Below are 24685 nucleotides of genomic sequence, written 5' to 3'. Positions count from 1 at the left end.
GCGTACCCCTGTCAGCTTGCTGTTGCCGTCAACGGCGTGCGCAGAGCGCTCCGTTCGTCGCGCCACGCGGCCAAGAGCCGTGCGCCGAGGCGGTCCTCCAGGAAGCCGGTGGCCTCGATGCCGAAGACCACATCGGACTCCAGGCCCGGTTCGCTCGCCAGGAGGCCGCCGATCACCTCGCGGCGCACCACCTGCTCATGGACCGCGTCGGCCTCCACGTGCTCGTCGTAGAACCGCTCGGCCGCCTGTCCCGCACCGCTCCTGCGCATCGCCTTGGCCAGCCGCCGCGAGCCCGGGGACGACGTCACCTCGACGGCGGCGAAGTGCCCGACGAGGGCGCCGCGCAGCGCCCGGTGCAGGCCGAAGAGGGACATCAGGTTGACCGTCGCGAGCGCCTCGCCCGGTGCGGCGTCGACGTAGTGTCCGTACGCCGTCTCCAGCGAGAGGTCCGCCATGAGGTCGGCGAAGAGCCGGGCATGGATGTCCTCGGCGCGGCCGGCTCCGAACTCGTCGAACTCGATGGCCACCATGCCCGCCTTGGCCCGGCCGTGCAGCCGGGGGATGACCCAGGCGTGCGGGTCGGCCTCCTTGAGGTGGTAGAGCGAGCGCGCCGCGGCGTACTCCCGCAGCTGCCACAGCTCGCCGTCGCGCTGGAGGTGGTGGCTGACGCTGTCGGGACGGTGGCCGACGGGCTCCACCAGGAGGTCGGCCAGGGCGCGTTCGGCGCTGTCCGTGGACCGGCAGTTGGCCCGCAGGGCGCCCAGGAAGCGCCCTTCGAGCGCGCGGCGCAGTCCCAGGAGTTCGGGGTCCCACTCCAGGTCCTCGCGCACGCCGTCGAAGCCCTGGTAATGCAACTCGTACAGCGTGTAGAGGGCGAGCTGGAGGTCGTCTCCGTAGGGGTCGGCGTCGTGCGTGTCGAGGGGCAGCGGGCCGGGGCTTCCCCCGGAGCGCAGGGTGTCGATCACGAGGCGGGAGAGCGGGCCGCGCGGTTCGGGCAGGGCGGGGCTCGCCCGGCGCGATTCGCGGAACCCGTCGGAGGCGCCCTGGGCTTCGGCGTGCTCGGTGCTCTCAGCTTTCACGGCGGTCTCTGTGCTCACTGCGTTCGCTGTGTTCGCTGTGTTCTCGGCGTGCTCGGTGTTCTTGGTGATCATCGGGTGCTTCCTCCCCCTTCGTGTGCTCGTCGTTTTCGGTGTCGGACCCGGCCGCCGCCGACGGGGTGGCGTCCTCGGCCTTCACCCGGCGGCGGTGGCTGGTGTCGCACCACGGATAGGTCCGGCTGCGCCGGCAGGTGCAGATCGCGGCGGTGAAGCGCCGCGAGGCGACGACCGTGCCGTCGTCCTTGACCACCTCGACGGGCCCCTCGACCAGCAGCGGCCCCTCGGGGTCGATGGTGACGCGGCGTGGCCGCGGGTCCCGTGCGGCAGGCTCGGGCTCAGGTGCGTTCGGCACGGATGACCACCAGCTCCTCCATGTCCCCGCCGTCCCCGCCGTCCCCGCCGTCCGCGCCCTCCGCGTCGTCACCGCTGTTCCCGCCGCTCAGGTCGTCGCCCAGCAGCCCTTGTTTGCGCAGGAACGCCCGGCGCGAGCGCAGGACCGGACCGAACGGGATCAGGGCGCGGTCGGCGACCGAGGTCTCCAGGCCCGCCTTCGACAGACGCCGCAGCGTGTCGTCGGTGCCGCACAGCGCCGAGTGGACCATGAGCAGCACACCCCCGGGGCGCAGGACGTCGGGAGCCGCGTCGCAGATGCGGTCGACCAGCGCGCGACCGTCCTGTCCAGCATCCCAGGACCGCGCCGCGCCATGGCGGGGCAGTCGGCAGGAGGGAGAGGGAACATACGGCGGATTGCTCGCCACGACGTCGTAGGACCGCCCGGGCACGGCTTCCGCGAGGTCGCCCCGCAGCACCGTGATGTGCTGTCGTGCGGCCAGCGCGTTGAGGCGGGCGGTCAGGACGGCGCGCCAGGCGATGTCCACCGCCGTCACCCGGGCACCGAGCCGCGCCGCGTGGACGGCCAGCGCGCCGCTGCCGGTGCCGAGGTCCAGTACGTCCGTGTCCGGACCGATGTCCTCGCGGCCCAGTGCGCGGGCGAGGAGGCCCGTGTCGTCCTGTGGCGCGTAGACGCCGGGGAGGGTCAGCAGGCGGCCCGGGGACGCACCCGCGGTCGTATCGGCGATCACCACGCACCTCCGGTCGTCTGGGGGCCGGCCGAATGGAATCCCTCCCTGCTCCGCCCTCCCACCACCCTCCGCTGTTCCGGCACGGGCCACCACTCGGGTGATGACACACAGTGACATGCCGTTCCGACTGCCTGCCGTCCTTGCCTCATGGGTTCCCTTGGTGCTCGGGGCTCGCTCCCGCGACTGTCGTGCGTCCCAGGTGCCCGTCGAATCCTGAACCACACGTAAGGGGCCCGCCGGGGTGATCAGGCGGGGGAGCGGGGCCGACGCGGCGGACGGGGTGGTGATTGCGCCACTGCGGCATGGGTACGCGGGCATCCCTGCCACGACAGCGCACCAGCTGCGGGCGCCCCCCAACGACGAAAGGACGTCATGCCGTACAACATCTTCGTTCTCGGTCTCGACGAGGCGAATCTACCGACGCTCCGTGCCGTGCCGGACGCCCAGGACTACGTCTTCCACCCCCTCCTCACCATCGAGGAACTCCAGGGCGGAGAGGTCTCGGTCCCCGGGCTGCTCGCCGAGGCCGAGCGGATCCTCGACGCGTTCGACGGCCACATCGACGCGATCGTGGGCTACTGGGACTTCCCCGTCAGCACGCTCGTGCCGATCCTCAGCGAGCGCTACGGGACGCGGAGCACCAGTCTGGACTCCGTGGTCAAGTGCGAGCACAAGTACTGGAGCCGTCTGGAACAGCAGCGGGTCACCGACGCGCATCCGCCGTTCGGCCGGGTGGACATGGAGAGCGCCGACCCCAAGCCGCCGGAGGGCATGGACTTCCCGATGTGGCTCAAGCCCGCGCTGTCCTACTCCTCGGAGCTGGCGTACGGCGTCGGGGACCAGGCCGAGTTCACCGAGGCGGCCGACCGCATCCGCGAGGGGATGGGGCGCATCGGCCGGCCCTTCGAGGACATACTCGGGCGCGTCGAGCTGCCTCCGGAGATGGCCGACGTGGGCGGCCAGGTGTGTCTGGCCGAGGGCGCGCTGAGCGGCATCCAGGTCGCGGTCGAGGGATACGTCCACGAGGGCGAGGTCACCGTCTACGGCATCCTCGACTCGATCCAGTACCCCGACTCGTCGTGTTTCCTGCGCCACCAGTACCCCTCCACGCTCCCCGAGCCCGTGCTCGAGCGGCTGCGGGACGTGTCGGAGCGCGTGATGCGTCAGATTGGCATGAACGCGGCAACCTTCAGCATCGAGTACTTCTACGACCCCCGCAACGACGCGATCAATCTGCTGGAGATCAACCCGCGCCACTCCCAGTCGCACGCGGAGATGTTCGAGTACGTCGACGGCGTGCCCAACCACCACTGCATGCTCAGCCTCGCCCTCGGCAAGAACCCCGAGCTGCCGCACCGCAAGGGCGAGTACGCCACGGCGGCCAAGTGGTACTACCGCTGGTTCGCCGATGCCACCGTGCACGACGTGCCCTCCCGCAAGGACATCGAGAGCATCGAGCGCCGCATCCCCGGAGTGCGCATCGACGTCCTGGTCGAGGAGGGGCAGCGCCTGTCGGAGGTGTCCGAACAGGACAGCTACAGCTACGAACTGGCGCACATCTTCACGGGCGGGGAGAGCGAGGAGGACATGCGGGCCAAGTACGACCAGTGCGTGGCCGCCCTCGGCCTCACGTTCGACGAGGCCGAACCGGGTAGTCGTGACATGAAGAACGACTGAACCATCGCACTACTGCACTACTGCACTACTGCACCACCGGCGGCTGAACCGAGAGCCGCCGCAACATGAAGGAGCGAACCCGGCTTGCGCTATGTGAGCGACCTTCCGTACGAGACCAAGGAAGAGGAGAACGTCACCATCCCCGTGGCGGACGGAACCCGCCTCGCGGCCCGCATCTGGCGGCCGACGTCCTCCGACCAGGACCCCGTCCCCGCGGTCCTGGAGTACATCCCCTACCGGCAGCGCGACCTGACCGCCGAGCGCGACTCCATCCACCACCCCTACATCGCCGGGCACGGCTACGCCTGCGTCCGCGTCGACCTGCGCGGCACCGGCGACTCCGAAGGAGTGCTCAAGGACGAGTACCTGGAGCAGGAGCAGACCGACGCCGAGGACGTCCTGGCCTGGCTCGCCGACCAGCCCTGGTGCGACGGCACCACCGGCATGATGGGCCTCTCCTGGGGAGCCTTCGCCGCGCTCCAGGTCGCCGCGCGGCAGCCCGAGAGCCTGCGGGCCATCGTCATCGCGTCCTTCACCGACGACCGGTACGCCGACGACATGCACTACATGGGCGGCGCCCTCCTGTCGGACAACCTGGCCGAGGCGGGCACCATGTTCGCCTACGGCACCATGCCTCCCGACCCGGCCATGGTGGGGGACCGGTGGCGCGACATGTGGCACGAGCGCATGGAGGGCACCCGCCCCTGGGTGCTCGAATGGCTCAAGCACCAGCGGCGCGACGACTACTGGCGGCACGCCTCGGTCTGCGAGGACTACCGGGCCGTACGCTGCCCCGTCCTCGCGTCGAGCGGCTGGGCGGACGGCTACTCGAACGCCGTCACACGTCTCCTGGGCAACCTGGACGTGCCGCGCAAGGGGCTGATCGGTCCCTGGTCCCACAAGTTCCCGCACCTCGGCGAACCGGGCCCCGCCATCGGCTACCTCCAGGAGGTCGTCCGCTGGTGGGACCACTGGCTGAAGGGCGTCGACAACGGCGTCATGGACGGTCCGATGCTGCGGACGTGGATGCAGGACAGCGTGCCGCCCTCCACCTCGTACGAGGAGCGTCCGGGGCGCTGGGTGGGGGAGCCGTCCTGGCCGTCCCCGCACATCACTCCCGTCGTGCGGCGCCTCACGCGGCACGGGCTCTCCGCGCCGGTCACCGATGACCCCGCGATCTCCGAGGTCTCCGAGGAGGCCGCCGGATCGTCCGGAGCGCCTGATCCGGAGGGGACGGGCGAGGGTCTCTCAGTCCAGTCACCGCTGTCCGTGGGCCAGTTCGGCGGGAAGTGGGCTTCCTACAACGCGCCCCCCGACCTGCCCTACGACCAGCGTGAGGAGGACGGCGGCTCGCTGGTCTTCCAGACCGAGCCGCTGACCGAGCGCACGGAGATCCTCGGCTCGCCCTCCGTTGAACTCGACCTGAGCGTGAGCGAACCCGTCGCCATGGTCGCGGCCCGCCTGTCTGACGTCGCCCCCGACGGCAGCGCCACCCGCGTCAGCTACGGCCTGCTCAACCTCACCCGCAGCGAGGGGCAGGAGGATCCGCGCCCGCTCGAACCGGGGCGCCGCTACCGCGCGGTCATCCCGCTCAACGGCGTTGCCCAGGCCTTCCCGCCGGGCCACCGCATCCGCGTGTCGCTGTCCACCTCGTACTGGCCGCTGGCCTGGCCGCCGCCCAAGCCGGTGCTCCTGACCGTCTACGAGTCGTCCAGCACCCTGACGCTCCCGGTCCGCCCGATGACGGAGCCCGACGCGCTGCCGGAGCAGCCCTTCGGTGAGCCCGAGGGCACGCGGCCGCGCAGCCCCGTGCAGCTGGTCGCCCCCGAGGAACGCTGGCAGGTCAAGCGTGACCTGGTCGACTACGCGGCGGAGCTGGAGATCGTCAAGGACCGCGGGACGATGCGCCTCGAGGACATCGGCCTCGACGTCGGCCGCAGGGCCTACGAGCGCTACACCTCGATGGCCGAGGACTTCACCTCCGCCACCGGCGAGTCCGCCTGGACGATGTCCTTCCGGCGCGACGACTGGGACGTGCGGGTGGAGACCCGCACGGTCCTCAGCTGCGACGAGGAGCAGTTCCGGGTGGACGCCACCCTGGACGGTTACGAGGGGGACCGCAGGGTCTTCTCGCGCACGTGGAACGAGACCGTGCCCCGCGATCTGCTCTGACGCGGGGGACGGAAAGACCCCGCCTCGGTGAAGCGGCCGGAAGTTTCTGTTTGGCCCCTATCCGGCAGGGCACTCGGTGCGTTGGAGGTTGATCATCTCCTCCCGCTATGTGAATCCCTGCGGTTCAGGGAAAACCAATTGAGGAGTTCTCGATGAGCAACGACATGTGGAACTACGCCCCTACCGCCGGACACGGTCCGGACGCCGATCTGACCGGGTACAAGGTCGAGGCCGCGGACGGCCACATCGGCAAGGTCGACAAGCACTCGAACGAGGTCGCCGACCAGTACATCGTCGTCGACACGGGTGTGTGGATCTTCGGCAAGGAGGTGCTGCTGCCCGCGAGCACCGTCACCGCGATCGACCACGAGGCGCGGAAGATCCTGGTCTCGCGCACGAAGGACCAGATCAAGGACGCGCCCGAGTTCGACAAGGACAAGCACCTGGGCGACCCCGCCTACCGTGACCAGATCGGCGGCTACTACGGCGGTCTGGGCCCGGGTCACTGACCCGCGCCGGGGCGTGAGAACGCCGCCCCGATGACGGACGAGGTATGACACCGATGGCGTCCGAGGCATCAATTGCCTCGGGCGCCATCAGTCATTGATCGCTCCGATGCAGTGTGAACGGATGGGGCGTGGAGTGAGGCCCGGGGTGTATTTCGGCGGGTGAATTTCCCGGGCCCAATTCCCGGGGCGGACATATCCGCGGGCGTATCCGCGATGGCGCCCTCGGACCATTCAGACGGCGCGGGCCGCGATGGCCCGCGCGCACTCCAGGGACTCCGCGTGCGTCGTGTCGACCTCCAGGTCGTAGAGCACGCCGCGGTGGACCGCGTCGGCCTGCGAGGCGGCCATCCCGGCGACCCGGTCGCCCCGCGCGGTCTCCCGGCCCGCGGCCACCGCGCCGTCGCAGCGCACGCCGACCCACAGGACGCCCAGATCACCCAGGGCCTCGCGCCACCGCTCCTGGGAGGCCGGACCGCCCAGGAAGACCTCGTCGACGATCACCCGGGCTCCGCGGCGGGCCATCGTGGCGATGCCCTCGATCCACGCCGCCTCCAGCGCCCGGAACCCGGGGCCGACGGTCACCTCGCCGTCCGGGGCGACCTCGATTCCTCCCGATCCCTCGGAGGCGGTCCGCAGGGCGAGGGGGAGCGCGTCGACGAACGTGTCGCAGCCGAAGGTCAGCCACGGGTCCGGGAGCACCGCCTGCAGGCACCGCGCGATGCCGGACTTACCGGAGCTCGACCCGCCGTTGAGAACGATCACTTGAGTCGTCATCGCGCCACAGTAAGAGCGTCCGCGCGCCACCGGAAACGATTTCGGGCCGGCCGGGTCCGCCCGGCCCGTGCCGGTCAGCTCGTGCTGTCGTAGGGGCTGACACGGCGGTAGGCGGCGCGCGCGTGCAGGACGCGGCCGGCCGCCGTGCCGACGAGCGCCGCGACCAGCAGGCACGTGATCCACTCGGGATCGCGGTGCCCGGCCCAGGAGATCTCCCCTATGGGGTGGGTGGCGAAGACGTTCAGGAGCATCCAGCACACCAGGGCCGTCCCCGGTGCCGCGACGAAACGTCCCCGCACTCCCAGCAGCGCGGCCAGCACGGACAGGGCCGCGAGCGCGAGCCCCGTGCGGTCGAGGGCGCCGAGCAGATCGAGGACGGTCACCAGCGCGAAGGCACCGGCGTACGCGCCCGTCCAGATGAAGGGTGTGGCCACGGGTTCGGGAACGACCCGCACGCCCTTGGCGATGTACCGCCACTCCACCACCATCGATTCCTCCCCACCGCCGGCCCGCCGGGGCGCCGCTGCCCCGGGGACGTCCGTGACCGGCTCTTCCCGCAACGAGGCCGACGCGCCGGAGACCGGGCACGGGCGTGGCCTTCGGCAGATTGTCGCACCACATCGGACGACCTCCGTCCGCAGCGGTGCGGACCACGGCTGCGGCACCCTCGCGTCGCCGCGTACGACGACCGCGACCCGCTCCCTCGGGGGCGGTCTCCGATCTCGTCGTGTCCCCGTCATAATTCCCGGATGAACCTCGCCTCCCCTCCCGAGCCGTCCGCGTCGCGACGGCGTACCCGCGTCGTCGTCGTGGGAGCCGGCCCGGCGGGACTCACCGTCGCCAACATCCTGCGCGCCGCCTCCGTCGACTGCGTGGTCCTGGAGACGCAGAGCAGGCAGTTCATCGAACAGCGGCCGCGCGCGGGCTTCATCGAGGAGTGGGCCGTGCGCGCCCTGGAGCGCCGAGGGCTCGCCGACCGGCTCCTGGCCCACGCCCAGACGCACGCCGAGTGCGAGTTCCGCTGGGCCGGCGAGCGTCATCGGTTCGCGTACGGGGAGCTGTCCGGGCACCGTCATTTCGTCTACCCCCAGCCCCTGCTGGTGACGGATCTGGTGCGCGCCTACGCCGACCGGGCGGGCGGCGACATCCGCTTCGGCGTGCGCGACGTGGAACTGCACGGCATCGACACCGACACCCCCGCGGTGTCCTACACCGACCCCGACACCGGCGAGCGCATCCGTGTCGACTGCGACGCGATCGCGGGCTGCGACGGCGCGCGCGGCGTGACGCGCACCCACCTGGGGCCGGAGCGGGCCACCGTCGCCCGCCACGACTACGGCATCGGCTGGCTCGCCCTCCTCGCCCAGGCATCGCCGTCCTCCGATTGCGTCGTCTTCGGCCTCCATCCGCGCGGCTTCGCGGCCCACATGGCGCGCAGCCCCCAGGTCACCCGCTACTACCTGGAGTGCCCGCCCGGCGACGACCCCGCGAACTGGCCGCACGAGCGCGTCTGGGCGGAGCTGCACGCCCGCCTCGCGGTGGCAGGTGCCCCGCCGCTCACCGAGGGCCGGCTGATCGAGAAGCGCGTCCTGGACATGCACAACTACGTCGTGGAACCCATGTCCGGTGGGCGGCTGTACCTCGCGGGCGACGCCGCGCACCTCGCCGCCCCGATCGCCGCGAAGGGCATGAACCTGGCCCTGCACGACGCCCTGCTGCTCGGCGACGCCCTCGTCGCCTCCTGCGCCGACGGGGACGACAGCGGCCTGAGCGGCTACTCGGAGGCCTGTCTGCCGCGGGTGTGGCAGTACCAGGAGTTCTCCCAGTGGCTCTCGGAACTGCTGCACGGGGCGTCGTCGGGTGTCCCCTTCAAGGCGGGCACGGCATCCGCGCGGCTGCGCCGGATCCTCGGCTCGCCCGCCGCCGCGACCGCGTTCGCCGAGCTCTACATCGGCAAGGGCGCCGAGGTCTGAGGCCCGGCCCCGGACGCACGCGGGAGCATCTCGCCGACGTGGCCCGGCGCGCCGTCCATCTACGGGAGAAATCGTGCGTGATCGGGCCCCAGGCGGGGCACCCGAGGTTCCGGCCACCCGCATGATGAACTCGGAGCATGGTTGTGAAGGCTCTCATCGTTGTCGACATGATCAACATGTACGACCACCCCGACGCGGAAATCCTCCGCAGGTCGGTCAAGGAAGTGCTGCCCAACGTCCGCAGGCTGATCGAGCGCGCGCGGGCCGAGGGCGTCGCCGTGATCTACGTCAACGACAACTTCGGACAGTGGCGCTCGCACCACGACGAACTCCTCGACATCGTCCTCAGCGGCCCGCACGCCGACCTGGTCGCCCCGATCCGCCCCGACGACGAGTCGCTCTTCGTGGTGAAGGCCCGGCACTCGATCTTCTACGACACCCCTCTGGAATACCTCCTGCGCCAGCGCGGCATCGAGTCGGTGCTCCTCTGCGGCCAGGTGACCGAGCAGTGCATCCTCTACTCGGCGCTCGACGCCCACATCAGACACCTGGACGTCGTCGTCGCCGAGGACGCCTGCGCGAGCATCCACGGGGACCTCGCCGACGCCGCGATGCAGATGATGGAGCGGAACATGCAGGCACGCCTGGTCCGTTCCACGGACGACGCGCTCTTCGGGCCGGGATGAACCCGCTGGACGAACTGGACGCACGGATCGCGGGGTGCGCGGCCTGTCCCCGGCTCGTGGCCTGGCGCGAGGAGGTGGGCCGGGTCAAACGCGCCGCCTTCCAGGACTGGACGTACTGGGCCCGGCCCGTGCCCGGGTTCGGGCCGCCGGACGCCTCGATGGTCGTCATCGGGCTCGCGCCCGCTGCGCACGGCGGCAACCGTACGGGCCGGATGTTCACGGGCGACCGTTCCGGGGACGTGCTGTACAAGGCGATGTACGAACTGGGTCTCGCGTCGAGCCCGTTTGCGGTGTCGATGGACGACGGCCTGACTCTGCGCGGGGTGCGGGTGACGTCACCGGTGCACTGCGCGCCGCCGGAGAACAAGCCGACTCCCGGCGAGCGCGACATGTGCAGGCCGTGGCTGGTGCGCGAGCTGGAGCTCCTTGCCCCGCGGCTGCGGTCGGCGGTGATCCTCGGGGCGTTCGGCTGGCAGGCCGCCCTGCCCGCCTTCGCCGCGGGGGGATGGCGCGTGCCCAAGCCACGGCCGCGGTTCGCGCACGGCGCGCGGGTAACCCTGGAGCGAGCGGACACGCGGGTGACCGGCGGAGGTACGCGGGCCGCCGCTCCCGAAGCGTCCGGCCCGGGGTCCGTCACCCTGTACGGCTGCTTCCACGTCAGCCAGCGCAACACGTTCACGGGCCGGCTGACCCCCGACATGCTCAAGGACGTCCTGCGGGCGGCGGCCGGCGAGGCCGGCATCGCGCCGTACGCACCGGCGGACGAGCGGGCCTGACCGGCGGAACACATCCGGCCGGCGCGCCTCAGCCTCCCTCGACCCCGGTCGAGTCATGTGCCGAGCCGACAGGCTTCGACTCCGGTGAGCCGCGCTGGCGCAGATAGACGGAGAAGATGGCCATCGACCCGACGGCCAGGAGTTCGGACTGCCAGTTCTGGAGCGTGCGGTTCCAGAAGTCCGCGGCGCCCAGGTACTGGAACCAGCTGATCGGCGCCTGGAGGCCGCGCAGGTGTTCCTCGTTGTACGCGGCCACGCCGGTGACCGACTGCGCCAGCCAGGAGAACAGGAAGAACGTGCACATGAGGGTGCCCAGGGAGCGGGAGTACCAGGCCTGCCGCACCCCGCCCACGGCGGCCCAGCGCGGCGAGTCGGGCCGGGCGTACCGGCCGACCTTCTGGTCCTTGTCCGCCTCCGGACCCGCCTTGTCGAGCTCCTTGGACTCGGGCGATCCCCGCTGGAGCAGCCAGACCGTCCCGAAGATGTAGAGGAAGAACTGGAGGTACTCGGACTGCCAGTTCTCCGTCACGTCCACGGCGAAGTCGGAGGTGAGGAGGTAGCCGCCGAAGCTGACCGGTTGCAGTTGCTCGTCGAGCAGGTGGTTGTTGAAGTCGGCGTGCCCGGCGATCGCCTGTCCGGCCAGCGTCAGGAGGAAGCCCGCCCCGAAGACGAGGGTCAGCCCGTTCTCGCGCACGAAGCGCCCGCACCGCGTCATCGCTGCATCAGCCCCAGCGTGAGGCAGTAGACGAGGCCTCCGGCCACCATCAGGACATACAGCGTGAACAACGCCCGCACCCGTCAACCACCCTTGATCAGACACTGGTAGGGCAGATCCGGGCGCTCGGTGCAGCCCGTCGCCGTGATCTTCCACCCGCCCGGGAAGGACGACAGGAAGAGCGTGTCGTGGTCCGTCACGACACGGGCCTGCCGGCCGTACACGTCCACCACGCGCACGGCGTCCGCCGTGTCCGCCGCGGGCAGCCCCGCGTCGGACAGGGCGCGTGCGCAGGGCAGTTCGGCGTTCTGCTCCAGTTCTTCGCGGGTCCCGGGGGCCAGGGCGGCGCAGCCCCGCGCGCCGTGCGTCGTACGGAGGGTCTCCCGGAAGCCGAGCGCCGCAGCCGACGCGGCGTCCGCGCGCTCCTGGACGCTGCCGCAGCCGCTCAGGACGGCGGCCAGCACCGCCACCAGCGCGACCGGTCCCGCTCCGCGCACACCGGGCACCAGATCTGCTCTCCTTCGCGGCCGTCGGTCTCTGCGCCGCGGCATCGCGCGGTGCTCCGCGCGGCCACGACGTGTGCCGACGATGCCGCATGCCGGACCGGCGGGCGCCGCCCGCCCGTGCGACACGCTGGGGCGAGCGGACCGATTCAGCGCGGCGGCCTAGAGGCCCCCGGCGGCGGACCGATTCGGCGTGGGGGCCTGGAGCCCCGGCGGCGGATCGCGCGGGGAGCCGTCAGGACAGGCCGAAGCCCCCGCACGGGAGTGGGCGGGGGCTTCGGCGAAGTCAGGTCAGGCGTCGTCGCGGCGCTTCATGGCGTCCCGCGCGTCCTCGGCGCGGTCGCGGGCACCGCCCATGGCCTTCTTGGCCTCGCCCTTCGCCTGGTCCATCTTGCCTTCGGCCTGCTTGCCGCGGTCGCCGGTGACCTTGCCGGTCATCTCCTTGGCCTTGCCCTTCATCTTGTCCATGCCGCCCTTGTCAGCCATGACCACTCCTTTGTCGATGCAGCGCCCACCGGTGTCACACACGGTGTGGGCCTCTGCGTTCAACGTAAGCGGGACAAGGAGACCCCGCCCGTCCAGCCGTCACACACCGTCACGGCGGGGGAGTCAGTCGAGGCAGAACTCGTTGCCCTCGGGGTCGGTCATCACGATGAGTCCGGCGCCCATCGGCGGCGCGGGCTCCTCACGGCGCTGCCGCTTCGCCCCCAGCGCCACGAGGCGGTCGCACTCGGCCTCCAGTGCCGCCATGCGTGCCGCTCCTTCGAGGCCGGGAGCCGCACGGACGTCGAGATGGACGCGGTTCTTGGCGACCTTGTCCTCGGGGACCTGCTGGAAGAAGACGCGCGGACCGTTGCCCGCCGGGTCCTCGATCGCCGACCTCGTGTTGCGCTGGTCCTCCGGTACGCCGATGCGCGCGAGGAAGTCGTCCCAGGCAGCGAGCGGGTCGGCGCCCTCGGGCAGGTCCACCCCGGGCGGGCCGGGGTGGACGTACCCCAGCACGTCGCGCCAGAAGGACGACAGCGCTCGCGGGTCATGGGCGTCGAAGGTGATCTGGAGGTGGCGGCTCATCGGCTTGCTCCGTTCGTGCACGGTGGTGGTGTGCGGGTGGCGGTCGTTCATGGAGCCACCGTGCCATTCCTGGCGGACAGGATCGGTCCGCCTCTCTGGCAGGCTGAGCGACATGGACGAAGCGCGCGCGGACGAGCTGGGCACGACGGAGCGGGTGCTCACGCTCCTGGGCCTGTTGCAGCAACGCCAGGTGTGGTCCGGCCCCGAACTCGCCGCCCGTCTGGGGGTCACCTCGCGCACCGTGCGGCGCGACGTGGAACGGCTGCGCACGCTGGGCTATCCGGTGCACGCGGGCCAGGGCGTCGGCGGTGGCTACCGGCTCGGGCGGGGGCGTGACCTGCCGCCGCTGCTCCTGGACGACCAGGAGGCGATCGCCACCGCGGTCTCGCTGCTCGCCGGTGCGGGAGGCGCGGTCGCCGGGGCGGGGGACGCGGCGCTCCAGGCGCTGACCAAGCTCGACCAGGTGCTGCCCGCGCGGCTCCGGCACGAGGTGCGCGCGCTCTCCGGTTCCGTGGAGTTCTTCCCCGGCGGTCGCGCGTCCGTCGATCCCGAGGTGCTCATGACGCTGGCCAGGGCGTGCCGGGACGAGGTCGAGGCCGGTTTCGACTACCCCTCCCGGGGCGAGGTGTGCAGGCGCCGGGTCGAGCCCTACCGTCTGGTCGCCTCCGACCGGCGCTGGTACCTCCTGGCCTACGACCTCGACCGCCGGGCCTGGCGCAGCTTCCGCGTCGACCGGATGACCGACGCGGCCGCCCGGACCTTCCGCTTCCGCCCGCGTGAGGCGCCCGACGCGGCGGCGTACGTGCAAGAAGGCGTGGCCAGCCGCGTCTACGCGCACCAGGCACGCTTCCTGGTGCGCGCCCCGGCCGACACGGTGCGCGCACAGATTCCGGCGTCGGCGGCGGTCGTACACCCGCGGGGGAGCGGGCACTGTGAAGTGCTCAGCGGCGGCGAGCGCCTCGACGCCGTGCTCCTGCACATGCTGCTGCTGGGGCACGACTTCGAGGTGCTCGACCCTCCTGAGCTGGCCGAGCGCTGTCGCGTCCTGGCGCGCAGACTGCTCGCGGCCGGCACCACCCAATCGCCGCCGGCGGACGCCGACGCGCCCTGACCCGCGCCCGCCGGGCCGGACACGCGCCTTGGTCCGCGCCCGCTAGGCCAGGGACGCGGCCTGCGCGGGGTCGATCGCGTGCCGCAGGGGCTGGCCCCGCAGGAGACGCCCGAGTTCGTCGCGCACGAGGTGCCCGAGCCGGTGGCGTTCGGCCCCGAGCGCACCGGCGAGGTGCGGCGTCAGGACGGCGTTGGGGAGGGTGAACAGCGGCGAGTCGGCGGCCGGGGGCTCCGGGTGCGTGACGTCGAGGACGGCGGTGAGATCGGGCCGCGCGTGCAGGACCGCGGCCAGTGCCTCCTCGTCGATCAGCGCGCCGCGGGCCGTGTTGAGCAAAGTCGCCCCCGGCAGCAGGGAGTTCAGGAGGCGTGCTCCGACGGCGCCCCGCGTCTCGGGCAGGAGCGGCGCGTGGAGGCTGACGACGTGGCAGGTGGCGAAGAGCTCCTCGATGCCGACGAGCCGTACACCCATTTCCCGTGCGGTGTCCGGGCGGGTGAGGGGATCCGTGGCCAGGAGTTCCACGTCGAAGCGGCGCAGATGGGCCGCGACGAGCCGGCCGATGTGGCCCAGGCCCATCAGCCCCACGCGGGACCGGTAGGCGCCGGGGACCTCGGGGTCGTGCGGAAAGCGGCGGTCCGCGGTCACCTCGCGGCCGATGCGGTGGACCTGCTTCAGCCCGAGGAGGACCTGGGCGAGCGTGAACTCCGCGACCGGTACGGCGTTGGCCGCGGCCGCGGAGACGATCGGGATGCCTCTTTCCCAGAAGGCGGGCGTGGTCAAGTGCCGTACGGAGCCTGCCGCCACGAGCACGGCCCGCAGGTGGGGGGCGTGCGCGAGGAAGGCGGCGTCGAGGACGGGAGCGCCCCAGCCGGTGAGCAGGATCTCGGTGTCGCCCAGGAGGCCGGGACGCTCCGCGAGCTGCTGCCGGGTGAGCGGCGGGCCCTGCCGGTCCACGAGCAGGTCGATGCCGGCGAGCACTTCGGGCGGATAGACGTCGGGCCTGCGTTCCTCCTCCATGACCAGCAGGGCTGTCGGTCGGCGTGCGGTCTCGTCCATGGCGATGACGCTCCTCGGCTCTCGCGCCGACGTCCCGTCGGCGCGGCGGTCCAGACCCCCGGTGGTCGGCCGGGCGTGTGGGCGTGTGGGGAAAAGTCCGTCTGGGTGTCGAAGGTTGGCGCAGCTTGTTCGAAATTTCGAAAATTCGCCGCTCCGAGCGACGATACATCGGATGACTGCGGATGGCCGATGTGTCGGCGAGGAAAGGGGAGTTGGCCGCTTCCGAGCTGATGCCGGGCCGGTGCCGGGCTGCTGCGGGGCTGTCCGTACAGGGCGTGGGCGGTGCGTGTACGCACCGTGAACGCGGTGGATCGTTGCTCTGTACAGCAAGAACGCCGCGCCCCTGGGCGGGAGTTCGGCGTATCCGTCTCGATGGGGACGTGCTCGGCCGCAGGGTGGTGTACGGGGTGAGCGTGCGGCCGGTCCCGTGGGGGCCGCTTCGGGAAATTTTGTATTCATCGGAGTATTGACCGGGGATTTGCCGCGCCGTTAGCGTCCCCGGCAAGCGCTTACTAGGGGCGGCTGTGACGCAGTGAAACGGGAGTTGTGATGCAGAGATCACGGTGGATCGGTGCGGGGTTCCTCGCGTCGGCTCTGGTCCTCACCAGCTGTACTTCGGGTCCCGCGGGGGCGGACGTCGAGCAGGACTCCAAGGCGCCGCTCGAACTGTGGACCCGGACGACACCGGGCGGGCCGGGGGAGAAGGGCACGCTCGCACTGGCCGCCGCCTTCGAGAAGTCCACCGGCCTCAAGGTCGAAGTCACCGCCATCTTCGACGACTTCGAGACCAAGCTGCAGCAGCGGGCCGCGCAGAAGGATCTCCCCGACATCGTCATGAACGACGTGACGCAGCTCGGCGCCCTGCACGGGCAGGGCCTGCTCCGGGAGATCGACCTGGACAAGATCAAGAGCAGCGGCCAGATCACCGCGCAGGGCCTGGACTCCGGCAAGAGCCTGGACGGCAAGCAGTTCGGCCTGCCGTACTCCGCGCAGGCCACCGGGCTGCTCATCCGCAAGGACTGGCGCAAGAAGCTGAAGCTCGACGTCCCCCGGGACTGGGACGACTTCGCCGCGATGGCCAAGGCCTTCACCACCGAGGACCCGGACGGCGACGGAAAGAAGAACACCTACGGCCTCGCGGCCCCGCTGTCCACCAAACGCGGATACGCCTCCTGGTACTTCTCCAACTTCCTGTGGGCCGCGGGCGGGGACTTCATCGCCGACACCGGAGACGGCAAGTACCGCCCGGCCATGACCACCAAGAAGTCGGTGGAGGCCGTGCAGTGGTTCCGTGACCTCGGCTGCCGGGCCAAGGCCATCCAGCCCGGCGCGGTCACCATGGACACCCCGCCCACCAACGAGACGTTCGAGGCGGGACGGACCGGCATGTTCGCCGTCGGCCCCTACCTCCTGCCCCGCTTCGACGAGGTGCTCGGCAAGGACAAGTACGAGGTCGTGCCGATGCCCAAGGGCCCCGAGGACGCGACCGTGCTCGCCGAGGGCGGCTCCGTCTACCTGATGGCCGGCTCCGAGAACCGCGCGGGCCAGGACGCCTTCGCCGACTTCGCCGTCTCCGCCGAGGGGCAGCGCACCGGCATGCGCGGCGAGACCGGGTTCACCGTGCAGCTGCCCGTGAACAAGACGGTGGACGTCTCCAAGGTCCGCCCCGACCCCCGCTGGCAGACCTACGCCGAGGTGTACCGCTCCTCGGGCCGCTACGCCCCCTCCATCCCGAACTGGACGGCCGTGCGCCAGACCACCGCGGAGACCATCAACGCGCTGATGGCCGACTGCGGCCTGAACACCCGCAAGGAGCTGCGCGACCTCGACAAGCAGCTCGCCGGCCTCCTCAAGGAACAGGGAATCGCCGCGTCATGAGCCTCGACCAGGTGAGGCGCGCCCCGCTCGGCGGCGGCCGTGGCGCCTCCGGCCCACCCGGTCTCCCGGACGGCTCGCCCGCGGCGGACCGCCGAAGACACAGCCGCCGAGCCGGCCGGTGGTGGACCCCCTGGCTGTTCCTGGCCCCCGCGCTCCTGCTCTTCCTGTACTTCAAGTTCATCCCCATGGCCAACGCCCTGACGATGTCCTTCCAGGAGGTCCAGCCCTATCTGGGCAACCGGTGGGTCGGCACCCAGAACTACGCCACCGTGCTCGGCTCCGACGGCTTCCGCGAGGCCGCCTGGCACACCGTCGTCCTCGCCGCCGGACAGACCGCCGGTTCGATGCTCCTGGGTCTCGGGCTCGCGCTGCTGATGGAAGGACAGGGCCGCCGTCTCGGCTTCGTGCGCTCGGCGGCGTTCCTGCCGGTCGTGGTGCCGATCGCCGTCGTCGCCGAACTGTGGCGCATCATGTACCACCCCACCGGGGACGGGATGCTCAACTCCCTGCTCGGCCTGGTGGGCTTCGGCCCGTCCGGGTTCATCAACGACCCCGACTCGTCGCTCGCGTCCATCATGCTCACCGGCATCTGGCGCGGCGCCCCGTACGACATGATGATCTTCCTCGCCGGGCTCGCGAGCGTGGACCGCGGGCTGTACGAGGCCGCGAAGGTCGACGGCGCCTCCCGGTTCCAGCGGGTGTGGCACGTGACGGTGCCCGGGCTGCGGTCGGTGTTCTCGATCCTGTTCATCCTCGCCGCGATCCGCGGACTGCGGGTGTTCACCGAGGTGTTCCTCCTGACGAACGGCGGACCCGACGGTTCCACCGAGGTCGTCATGACCCTGATCTACAAGCTCGGCCTCGAACAGAACCGGCTCGGCGTCGGAGCCGCGGGCGCCGTCCTGCTGTTCGTGATGACGCTGATCCTGACGATCGTCGTCCATCTGGTGCGACGCAGGGAGAGCAAATGAAGGCGCCGACCAAGACCGCGCCCGCACGAATCAAGACCGCGCCCGGAAGGACCCGGGCCGCACCCGCACGGACCAAGGCCACGCCCGGACTGACCGAGACCGCCCTCGGCCTGACCGAGAGCAGGAGCACGGCAGGGCGGCTCCTGAAGGCCGTCACCTACCTCCTCGTCCTGATCGTCTTCGCGGGACCGCTGCTCGCCCTGCTGGTCAGCGCCTTCAGCAAGGTCAAGGACCCCACCCAGCTGAGCGTCATCCCCTCGGGCGCCACCCTGGACAACTTCAAGATCGCCTTCGATCAGGGCGTGCTCGCGTATCTGCTGAACTCGTTCTTCGTGGTCGGCTTCGGCCTGCTGCTCCAGGTGGCCGTCTCCGTCCTGGCCGGATACGCCCTCGCCCGCAAGGTCTTCCCCGGGATGACGGTGGCGCTCGTGGCGATCCTGGCCACGCTGATGCTGCCCGAGGAGATCCTCGCCCTGCCGCTGTCCCTGATCCTCGCGGACCTGCCGGTCCTGCACTTCAACCTCATCGGTACCCTCGCGGGCATGATCGTCCCGCTGGGCGCCTGGGGATTCTCCATCCTGGTGATGACCGAGTTCATGAAGGACGTGCCCAAGGAACTCGAAGAGGCGGCCCGCATCGACGGCGCCGGTGACCTGCGCATCTTCGCCCAGATCATCCTGCCGATGTGCAAGCCGGCGCTGGGCGTCATCGGGGTCTTCGGCTTCACGATGATCTGGGACCAGTACCTGCTGCCCCTGCTCGTCGCCACCGACTCCTCCTCCTACACCCTGCCGCTGGCGCTGCGCACCCTGCGGATCGACCCCGACGTCACCCCCGGAGTGGTCCTCGCCGCCGCGCTGCTCGCGCTGCTCCCCTCCGTGATCGTCTTCCTGTTCTTCCAGCGCTCCTTCGTGCACGGACTGTCCTCCGGCGCCCTGAAGGGATGACCGGAACCGGTCCGGCGCCGGCCGGCGCACGCCACCACCCGCCCACGACAAGGAGCGAGACACCATGACCCCGACCGCCGACACCCGGCCGTCGCACCCGCCCGCGCCCGCCCCGGCCCCGGCCACCGCCCCGGACACCACCTGGTTCACCACCGACCGGTTCGGCATGTTCGTCCACTGGGGCCTGTACTCCCTGGCCGCCCGCCACGAGTGGGTCAAGAACCGCGAGAAGCTCTCCGACGAGCAGTACCAGGTGTACTTCGACCACTTCGACCCCGACCGCTACGACCCTGTCCGGTGGGCGCGCACGGCCAGGGCCGCCGGGATGCGGTACGTGGTGCTCACCACCAAGCACCACGACGGCTTCTGCCTGTGGGACAGCGCCCTCACCGACTACAAGGCCACCAACACCCCCTGCGGCCGCGACCTCGTCCGGCCGTTCGTCGAGGCGTGCCGGGCCGAAGGGCTCAAGGTCGGCTTCTACTACTCGCTCATCGACTGGCACCACCCGTCGTTCCCCGTGGACGGCACCCACCCCCAGCGCGACGACGAGGAGTTCAAGGCCGCCACCGCCGCCCGCGACATCCGCGACTACCGGCGCTACCTCCACGGCCAGGTCCGCGAGCTCCTGACCGATTTCGGGCGCGTCGACTACCTCTTCTTCGACTTCTCCTACGCGGGCCGCCACTGGTGGGGCGGCAAGGGCGCCGACGACTGGGACGCGCCCAAGCTCCTGGAGATGATCCGCGAACTCCAGCCGCACGTCCTCGTCAACGACCGGACCGGCCTGCCCGGCGACTTCGTCACGCCCGAGCAGTACCAGCCCGCGGGCCCGATGACCAAGGACGGACGGCCCGTCGTCTGGGAGGCCTGCCAGACGCTCAACGGCAGCTGGGGCTACGACCGCGACAACCTCGACCACAAGAGCGCCGACCTGCTGGTGCGCATGCTCGTCGACGGCGTGTCCAAGGGCGGCAACCTGCTTCTCAACGTCGGTCCCACCGGCCGCGGCGACCTCGACCCGCGCGCCGTCGACACCCTCGCCGACCTCGGCCGCTGGACGGACCTGCACGAGCGGTCGATCCGCGGCTGCGGACCGTCCCCGTACACCGCGCCCGCCGACTGCCGCTACACCCAGCGCGGCGACCGGCTCTACGTCCACCTGTTCTCCTGGCCGCTGCGCCATCTGCACCTGCCGGGACTCGCGGGCCGGGTGCGCTACGCCCAGCTCCTGAACGACGCGTCGGAGATCACCCGGATCGAGATCGCCCCCGGCGAGCCCGCCCTCAACACCGAGATGGGCGGACAGCCCGCAGGCACCCTCACCCTCCAACTCCCGGTCCAGCGCCCCGACACACCCGTACCGGTGATCGAGCTGTTCCTGGACACCGCGGCCGTCGGCTGAAGCCGCGCGCTCTTCCCCTTCCCCGCACGCCCCATCCCCTCGTCACCCCCCACGGAGGCACCATGAAACGCCGCACCTTCCTCACCGGCACGGCCTTAGGAGCAGCGCTCACCGCCGTGCCGCTCGCCACCCTGCGCACGGCGAACGCAGCCGAGAAGGGGGCGACCCTTGCGGTCGGTTCCCTGAACGAGCTCCAGAAAGCGATCAACGGGGCCACACCCGGTGCCAAGATCGTCCTGGCCAACGGCACCTACACCGTCCCCTCCGGCACCTCCATCGACGTCTCAGGCAAGAACGGGACCCCGGACGCACCCATCACCATCTCCGCGGCCTCGCGCGGCGGCGCGGTGCTCCGCGGCGAGCGCGGCTTCACCTTCAGCGACTCCAGCAACATCACCGTCACCGGGTTCTCGTTCCGCCAGAGCACCACCCTGGAGATACCGGCGACCTGCTCGCGCATCCGGCTGACCCGCAACGACTTCCAACTCGCCGACGTCGAGGGCCTGCACTGGGTGATGGTGCGCGCCGACGACAGCAAGGTCGACCGCAACCACTTCCACGGCAAGACCACTCTCGGCGTTTTCCTGTGCGTCGAGGGCGCGGGCAGCACCGCCATGGCCCAGCGCGTGCACATCCTCAGAAACCACTTCTCCGACCACAGCTTCGCCGGTGCCAACGGAGGGGAGCCCATCCGCCTCGGCGTCAGCTCCCGGGCGCTGTCCGGCGCCCGCGCGGTCGTGGAGTACAACCTCTTCGAGCGCTGCGACGGCGACCCCGAGGCCATCTCCGTGAAGTCCTCGGACAACACCGTGCGGTACAACACGATCCGCGACAGCGCCGGCGGCATCGTCCTGCGCCACGGCAACCGCACCCGGGTGGAGGGAAACCACCTCCTCGGCGGCAAGGAGGGACTGCGCCTCTACGGCAACGACCACCTGGTCCTCAACAACTTCGTGGCGGGCCTGTCGGGGCGGGCCCTGGTGGTCGGCAGCGGCAGCACCCGCGACCACAACTCCGCGGAGACGCCCGAGCAGCGGCGCGGCAACGACGCCTGCGACCGCGCGGTGATCGTCCACAACACCCTGATCGGCAACGCCGGCACTCTGTCGGGCGAGACCCGCGACTACGAACCCCAGAAGGTGGTCATCGCCGACAACCTCCTGGTGGGGGACTCCGGCGACCTGGTCGCGATGGGCAAGACCACCGGCTTCACCTGGCAGAGCAACATCCTGTGGGGCGGTGCGGCCAACGGCAACATCCCCTCCGGCACCTTCACCCGGGTCGACCCGCTCCTGCGCGAGGACTCGGACGGGGTGTCCCGTCTCACGGCGGGCAGCCCCGCGATCGGCAAGGCGACCCTGGGCAGCCCTGCCGTGACCGACGACATCGACGGCCACCCCCGCGGCAGCACCCGGGACATCGGCGCCGACGAGTACGCGACGACAGCGCCGGTACGCCGTCCCCTCACGGCGGCGGACGTCGGCCCGAACGCGTCATGAGCGAGGGCGGCGAGACCGTGAGCAGGCCGGGGCTCTGCTCCGTCACCTTCCGGCAGCTGCCCGCCGCCGAGGTCGCGCGCCGCGCGGCCGACGCGGGGCTGGCCGCCGTGGAGTGGGGCGCGGACGTCCACGCGCCCGCGCGGGAGCGGGACACGGTCCGCGCCGTCCGTGACGTCTCCGACCGCTACGGGCTCGCCTGCTGCTCGTACGGTTCGTACTTCCGCGCCGGAGCGGGCGAGTTGGCCGGGTTCCCGGCGCTCGCCCGCGCCGCGGTGCTGCTCGGTGCGCCGCGGATGCGGGTCTGGGCGGGCGGCGCCGGATCGGACGAGGTCACGGCGTCCGAGCGGCAGGGGACCGTGCTCCGGCTGCGGGAGGCGGCCAGGATCGGGGCCGACCACGGCCTCGAACTCGGCCTGGAATTCCATGCGAAGACCCTCACCGACACCGTCGCGTCGACCCTGCGGCTGCTGGAGGAGGTGGGCGCGCCCCAGCTGCGCACGTACTGGCAGCCGCCGCAGGACGCTCCCGACGAGGCGGCGCTGGCCGGGCTCGCCGCGCTCGGCGACCGGGTCTGCGCGGTGCACGTCTTCTCCTGGTGGCCGGGGAACCACCGGCTGCCCCTGGCCGCTCGTACGGACCTGTGGACGGCGGTCTTCGACCACCTGGACGCACGGCACCTGCACCCCGACGCACTCCTGGAGTTCGTGCCCGGCAACGACCCCGCCCTGCTCGCCCGTGAGGCCGACACCCTGCACCGTACGGTGGCGCGCCGGCCACGCCGGTCGGCGAAACCGGTCGGGCGCCCGCACTGAGGAGCAGCACAGCCATGTCCCTCACGCCAGACGACACCCTCCTGTTCATCGGCGACTCGATCACCGACGCGGGCCGCGACCGCGCGGACCCCGCCTCGCTCGGCCACGGTTACGTGCAGCAGATCGCGCGCACCCTGCGCACCGGGTCGGAGGGCACCGGTCCCGGCCCCGAGATCATCAACCAGGGCGTCAACGGCCATCGCGTGTACGACCTGGAATCCCGCTGGACCACCGACGTCATCGACCGGCGGCCCACCGTGCTCACGGTCAAGATCGGCATCAACGACACCTGGCGGCGCTATGACCGCGTACTGCCCAGCCCGGTCGCCGAGTTCGAGGCGTGCCTGGAGCGCGTCCTCGCGCACACCAGACAGAAGCTGCCCGCCGCCCGCCTTGTCGTCATCACCCCCTTCCTCCTGCCGGTCACCTCGGACCAGGAAGGCTGGTACGAGGATCTGGCGCCGCGCACCGAGGCCGTCCTGCGCGCGGCGCGCGGCACTGGCGCCCAACTGGTGCGCGCCGACCAGCTGTTGCCAGCCGCCGCGGAGAAACACGGAGCGGCGGCACTGGCCCCGGACGGCGTCCATCCGAGTCCGCGCGGCCACCGGCTGATCGCCGAAGCGTGGCTCACCGAGATGAGGAAAGGCCACGAACATCGCGGTCGCCGCGGTATCCGATGAACGCACCTCGCGTCGCACCCGTATCTAGGGCCGGAGATGTTCCCGGCCCCCGGCCGGTGATCGGATGCGGAAACCCCCACAGGAGGCGACGAGTTGAGGCACAAGCGAATACCCAAGCGGAAGGCCGTGCTGGCAGGGGCCGCGGCCATGGGCATGGTCGCGACGGCCGTCCTGCTGCAACAGGCCAACGCCTCGCAGTCCGGTTCGGAGACGGCCTCGGGCTCCGCCGTCAAGAGGCTCAGCGCGGCCTCGGCGACGAAGCTGGTCGAGCCGCTGGCCTCGCAGCTCGGCGACGCCTACGCCGGGGCGTACTACGACGACGCCGAGCAACAGCTGGTCGTCAACGTCGTGGGCGACGACAACGCCGTGAACGTCCAGGTGAACAGAGCGGGAGCGGTCGCGCGGAACGTCGACAACAGCGCCGGCGAACTGGGCGCGGCGACCCGGACGCTGACCAGCAAGGCCACCATGGCGGGCACCGCGTGGGCCACGGACCCCAGGACCAACCAGATCGTGGTCACGGCCGACCGCACCGTCACCGGGGAACGCTGGGACAAGCTGGAGGCCACCGTCGAGTCGCTCGGCTCGGGCATGGCCCGCATCCAGAAGTCCGCGGGAGAGTTCAAGCCCTTCGCCGCGGGCGGTGACGCCATCTTCGGGGGCGGCGCGCGCTGCTCGCTCGGCTTCAACGTGACGACGGACGACGGAGCCCCCGGCTTCCTCACCGCGGGACACTGCGGGGTGGCCGCCGAGAGCTGGTCGGACGCGCAGGACGGGGCGGCCATCGGCACCGTGCAGGCCGCGACGTTCCCGGGCGACGGCGACTTCGCACTGGTCACGTACGACGATCCGGCGACCGAGGCCCCCAGCACGGTCGACACGGGTGACGGCCAGACGGTGGACATCGTGCAGGCCGCCGAGGCGGCGGTCGGCCAGGAGGTGTCCCGCATGGGCAGCACCACGGGCCTGCAGAGCGGCGTCGTCACCGGCCTCAACGCCACGGTGAACTACCCCGAGGGCACCGTCAGCGGCCTCATCCAGACCGATGTCTGCGCCGAACCGGGCGACAGCGGAGGCTCCCTGTTCACCGCCGACGGCAGCGCGATCGGCCTCACGTCCGGCGGCAGCGGCGACTGCACGGCGGGCGGCGAGACCTTCTTCCAGCCCGTGACCACGGCACTGGAAGCGGTCGGCGCCCAGATCGGCACCGGCGGCAACTGACCCCCCCTTGGCCGGTCGGCGGCGGCCGACCGGCCAAGACCCGGCGGCGCGGAGAGCGGCCGACGCGGAGAGC

25 protein-coding genes are annotated in these 24685 nt (G+C 71.3%); 15 read left to right on the top strand and 10 right to left on the bottom strand.

Translation table 11 applies throughout. The features are described from left to right. Positions 1-11: 11 nt before the first annotated feature. Genes QBL25_RS04820 through QBL25_RS04810 form a run of 3 tightly spaced genes read right to left on the bottom strand, consistent with a single transcriptional unit; the run spans position 12 to position 2179 of the window. Positions 12-1079 (bottom strand): iron-containing redox enzyme family protein, encoded by a 1068-nt coding sequence (locus QBL25_RS04820; protein ID WP_409055721.1) that lies wholly within the window; start codon positions 1077-1079, stop codon positions 12-14. Next, positions 1069-1449 carry a CDGSH iron-sulfur domain-containing protein gene (locus QBL25_RS04815; RefSeq protein ID WP_409055720.1) on the bottom strand — a complete coding sequence of 127 codons (381 nt, stop codon included), beginning with the start codon at positions 1447-1449 and terminating at the stop codon, positions 1069-1071. The genes QBL25_RS04820 and QBL25_RS04815 overlap by 11 nt, the downstream gene beginning before the upstream one ends. After that, positions 1433-2179: a HemK2/MTQ2 family protein methyltransferase gene (locus tag QBL25_RS04810; protein WP_409055719.1), complete on the bottom strand. Its 747-nt coding sequence runs from the start codon at positions 2177-2179 to the stop codon at positions 1433-1435. Before QBL25_RS04810 ends, QBL25_RS04815 begins: the two co-directional genes overlap by 17 nt. Positions 2180-2551: 372 nt before the next feature. Here QBL25_RS04810 and QBL25_RS04805 point away from each other — a divergent pair, with 372 nt between their 5' ends. The 3 genes from QBL25_RS04805 (at position 2552) to QBL25_RS04795 (ending at position 6537) form a co-directional block, all read left to right on the top strand. Next, entirely contained in the window at positions 2552-3856 is a 1305-nt protein-coding gene (locus QBL25_RS04805; RefSeq protein ID WP_409055718.1) for an acetyl-CoA carboxylase biotin carboxylase subunit family protein, read from the top strand. 84 nt (positions 3857-3940) lie between these two features. After that, entirely contained in the window at positions 3941-6028 is a 2088-nt protein-coding gene (locus tag QBL25_RS04800) for a CocE/NonD family hydrolase (protein ID WP_409055717.1), read from the top strand. A 152-nt stretch (positions 6029-6180) separates the two neighbouring features. Further along, positions 6181-6537, top strand: coding sequence for a PRC-barrel domain-containing protein (locus QBL25_RS04795; protein ID WP_409055716.1), 357 nt, complete (start codon positions 6181-6183; stop codon positions 6535-6537). A 231-nt stretch (positions 6538-6768) separates the two neighbouring features. On the opposite strand, the gene cpt is transcribed toward QBL25_RS04795, so the two are convergent. Both cpt and QBL25_RS04785 read right to left on the bottom strand, forming a co-directional pair. Beyond that, positions 6769-7311 (bottom strand): chloramphenicol phosphotransferase CPT, encoded by a 543-nt coding sequence (gene cpt / locus QBL25_RS04790; protein WP_409055715.1) that lies wholly within the window; start codon positions 7309-7311, stop codon positions 6769-6771. A 74-nt stretch (positions 7312-7385) separates the two neighbouring features. Next, entirely contained in the window at positions 7386-7799 is a 414-nt protein-coding gene (locus QBL25_RS04785) for a hypothetical protein (RefSeq protein WP_409055714.1), read from the bottom strand. Between the two features lie 261 nt (positions 7800-8060). On the opposite strand from QBL25_RS04785, the gene QBL25_RS04780 reads away from it, so the two are divergent. From QBL25_RS04780 to QBL25_RS04770, 3 genes are all read left to right on the top strand, one after another. Continuing rightward, on the top strand, positions 8061-9284 hold the full coding sequence (locus QBL25_RS04780) for a 4-hydroxybenzoate 3-monooxygenase (RefSeq protein ID WP_409055713.1): 1224 nt from the start codon (positions 8061-8063) through the stop codon (positions 9282-9284). 137 nt (positions 9285-9421) lie between these two features. Further along, positions 9422-9970, top strand: a complete 549-nt coding sequence (locus tag QBL25_RS04775; protein WP_409055712.1) for an isochorismatase family cysteine hydrolase — start codon at positions 9422-9424, stop codon at positions 9968-9970. Next, entirely contained in the window at positions 9967-10746 is a 780-nt protein-coding gene (locus QBL25_RS04770) for a uracil-DNA glycosylase (RefSeq protein WP_409055711.1), read from the top strand. Before QBL25_RS04775 ends, QBL25_RS04770 begins: the two co-directional genes overlap by 4 nt. A 28-nt stretch (positions 10747-10774) precedes the next feature. On the opposite strand, the gene QBL25_RS04765 is transcribed toward QBL25_RS04770, so the two are convergent. From QBL25_RS04765 to QBL25_RS04750, 4 genes are all read right to left on the bottom strand, one after another. Next, the gene (locus QBL25_RS04765; RefSeq protein ID WP_409055710.1) at positions 10775-11461 is read right to left on the bottom strand and encodes a DUF6766 family protein; all 687 of its coding nucleotides are present in this window, start codon (positions 11459-11461) and stop codon (positions 10775-10777) included. 83 nt (positions 11462-11544) lie between these two features. Further along, complete coding sequence (locus QBL25_RS04760; protein WP_409055709.1) at positions 11545-11967, bottom strand: hypothetical protein; 423 nt, start codon at positions 11965-11967, stop codon at positions 11545-11547. Between the two features lie 288 nt (positions 11968-12255). Then, positions 12256-12450, bottom strand: a complete 195-nt coding sequence (locus QBL25_RS04755; protein WP_409055708.1) for a CsbD family protein — start codon at positions 12448-12450, stop codon at positions 12256-12258. A 123-nt stretch (positions 12451-12573) separates the two neighbouring features. After that, the gene (locus tag QBL25_RS04750; protein ID WP_409062548.1) at positions 12574-13035 is read right to left on the bottom strand and encodes a VOC family protein; all 462 of its coding nucleotides are present in this window, start codon (positions 13033-13035) and stop codon (positions 12574-12576) included. A 112-nt stretch (positions 13036-13147) separates the two neighbouring features. On the opposite strand from QBL25_RS04750, the gene QBL25_RS04745 reads away from it, so the two are divergent. Further along, positions 13148-14146, top strand: coding sequence for a helix-turn-helix transcriptional regulator (locus QBL25_RS04745; protein WP_409055707.1), 999 nt, complete (start codon positions 13148-13150; stop codon positions 14144-14146). 42 nt (positions 14147-14188) lie between these two features. On the opposite strand, the gene QBL25_RS04740 is transcribed toward QBL25_RS04745, so the two are convergent. Further along, positions 14189-15199, bottom strand: a complete 1011-nt coding sequence (locus QBL25_RS04740; protein ID WP_409055706.1) for a hydroxyacid dehydrogenase — start codon at positions 15197-15199, stop codon at positions 14189-14191. Positions 15200-15748: 549 nt separating this feature from the next. On the opposite strand from QBL25_RS04740, the gene QBL25_RS04735 reads away from it, so the two are divergent. The 8 genes from QBL25_RS04735 to QBL25_RS04700 all read left to right on the top strand — a co-directional run bounded on the left by QBL25_RS04735 (position 15749) and on the right by QBL25_RS04700 (position 24612). Further along, on the top strand, positions 15749-17077 hold the full coding sequence (locus QBL25_RS04735; protein WP_409055705.1) for an extracellular solute-binding protein: 1329 nt from the start codon (positions 15749-15751) through the stop codon (positions 17075-17077). Next, positions 17074-18048, top strand: coding sequence for a carbohydrate ABC transporter permease (locus QBL25_RS04730; protein WP_409055704.1), 975 nt, complete (start codon positions 17074-17076; stop codon positions 18046-18048). The genes QBL25_RS04735 and QBL25_RS04730 overlap by 4 nt, the downstream gene beginning before the upstream one ends. Continuing rightward, positions 18045-18995 (top strand): carbohydrate ABC transporter permease, encoded by a 951-nt coding sequence (locus QBL25_RS04725; RefSeq protein ID WP_409055703.1) that lies wholly within the window; start codon positions 18045-18047, stop codon positions 18993-18995. Before QBL25_RS04730 ends, QBL25_RS04725 begins: the two co-directional genes overlap by 4 nt. A 64-nt stretch (positions 18996-19059) precedes the next feature. Beyond that, positions 19060-20400: an alpha-L-fucosidase gene (locus QBL25_RS04720; RefSeq protein WP_409055702.1), complete on the top strand. Its 1341-nt coding sequence runs from the start codon at positions 19060-19062 to the stop codon at positions 20398-20400. 62 nt (positions 20401-20462) lie between these two features. Continuing rightward, positions 20463-21899 (top strand): chondroitinase-B domain-containing protein, encoded by a 1437-nt coding sequence (locus tag QBL25_RS04715; protein ID WP_409055701.1) that lies wholly within the window; start codon positions 20463-20465, stop codon positions 21897-21899. Further along, positions 21896-22711 carry a sugar phosphate isomerase/epimerase family protein gene (locus QBL25_RS04710; protein ID WP_409055700.1) on the top strand — a complete coding sequence of 272 codons (816 nt, stop codon included), beginning with the start codon at positions 21896-21898 and terminating at the stop codon, positions 22709-22711. Before QBL25_RS04715 ends, QBL25_RS04710 begins: the two co-directional genes overlap by 4 nt. 14 nt (positions 22712-22725) lie before the next feature. Beyond that, the gene (locus QBL25_RS04705; RefSeq protein ID WP_409055699.1) at positions 22726-23391 is read left to right on the top strand and encodes an SGNH/GDSL hydrolase family protein; all 666 of its coding nucleotides are present in this window, start codon (positions 22726-22728) and stop codon (positions 23389-23391) included. Positions 23392-23484: 93 nt separating this feature from the next. Then, positions 23485-24612 carry a S1 family peptidase gene (locus tag QBL25_RS04700; protein ID WP_409055698.1) on the top strand — a complete coding sequence of 376 codons (1128 nt, stop codon included), beginning with the start codon at positions 23485-23487 and terminating at the stop codon, positions 24610-24612. Positions 24613-24685: the final 73 nt, after the last annotated feature.

Origin of the sequence: Streptomyces sp. SYP-A7185 (assembly GCF_046103685.1) — a bacterium.
Classification (GTDB): Bacteria; Actinomycetota; Actinomycetes; order Streptomycetales; family Streptomycetaceae; genus Streptomyces.
Note: the sequence above shows the minus strand (reverse complement) of the source record. Positions and strands in the feature narration are given on the sequence as shown.

Coding starts and splice junctions, on each gene's coding strand:
- QBL25_RS04705 (WP_409055699.1), top strand. CDS start 22,726: ATGTCCCTCACGCCAGACGACACCCTCCTGTTCATCGGCGACTCGATC.
- QBL25_RS04795 (WP_409055716.1), top strand. CDS start 6,181: ATGAGCAACGACATGTGGAACTACGCCCCTACCGCCGGACACGGTCCG.
- QBL25_RS04785 (WP_409055714.1), bottom strand. CDS start 7,799: ATGGTGGTGGAGTGGCGGTACATCGCCAAGGGCGTGCGGGTCGTTCCC.
- QBL25_RS04740 (WP_409055706.1), bottom strand. CDS start 15,199: ATGGACGAGACCGCACGCCGACCGACAGCCCTGCTGGTCATGGAGGAG.
- QBL25_RS04720 (WP_409055702.1), top strand. CDS start 19,060: ATGACCCCGACCGCCGACACCCGGCCGTCGCACCCGCCCGCGCCCGCC.
- QBL25_RS04770 (WP_409055711.1), top strand. CDS start 9,967: ATGAACCCGCTGGACGAACTGGACGCACGGATCGCGGGGTGCGCGGCC.
- QBL25_RS04715 (WP_409055701.1), top strand. CDS start 20,463: ATGAAACGCCGCACCTTCCTCACCGGCACGGCCTTAGGAGCAGCGCTC.
- QBL25_RS04750 (WP_409062548.1), bottom strand. CDS start 13,035: ATGAGCCGCCACCTCCAGATCACCTTCGACGCCCATGACCCGCGAGCG.
- QBL25_RS04725 (WP_409055703.1), top strand. CDS start 18,045: ATGAAGGCGCCGACCAAGACCGCGCCCGCACGAATCAAGACCGCGCCC.
- QBL25_RS04775 (WP_409055712.1), top strand. CDS start 9,422: ATGGTTGTGAAGGCTCTCATCGTTGTCGACATGATCAACATGTACGAC.
- QBL25_RS04735 (WP_409055705.1), top strand. CDS start 15,749: ATGCAGAGATCACGGTGGATCGGTGCGGGGTTCCTCGCGTCGGCTCTG.
- QBL25_RS04745 (WP_409055707.1), top strand. CDS start 13,148: ATGGACGAAGCGCGCGCGGACGAGCTGGGCACGACGGAGCGGGTGCTC.
- QBL25_RS04710 (WP_409055700.1), top strand. CDS start 21,896: ATGAGCGAGGGCGGCGAGACCGTGAGCAGGCCGGGGCTCTGCTCCGTC.
- QBL25_RS04755 (WP_409055708.1), bottom strand. CDS start 12,450: ATGGCTGACAAGGGCGGCATGGACAAGATGAAGGGCAAGGCCAAGGAG.
- QBL25_RS04805 (WP_409055718.1), top strand. CDS start 2,552: ATGCCGTACAACATCTTCGTTCTCGGTCTCGACGAGGCGAATCTACCG.
- QBL25_RS04765 (WP_409055710.1), bottom strand. CDS start 11,461: ATGACGCGGTGCGGGCGCTTCGTGCGCGAGAACGGGCTGACCCTCGTC.
- QBL25_RS04730 (WP_409055704.1), top strand. CDS start 17,074: ATGAGCCTCGACCAGGTGAGGCGCGCCCCGCTCGGCGGCGGCCGTGGC.
- QBL25_RS04780 (WP_409055713.1), top strand. CDS start 8,061: ATGAACCTCGCCTCCCCTCCCGAGCCGTCCGCGTCGCGACGGCGTACC.
- cpt (WP_409055715.1), bottom strand. CDS start 7,311: ATGACGACTCAAGTGATCGTTCTCAACGGCGGGTCGAGCTCCGGTAAG.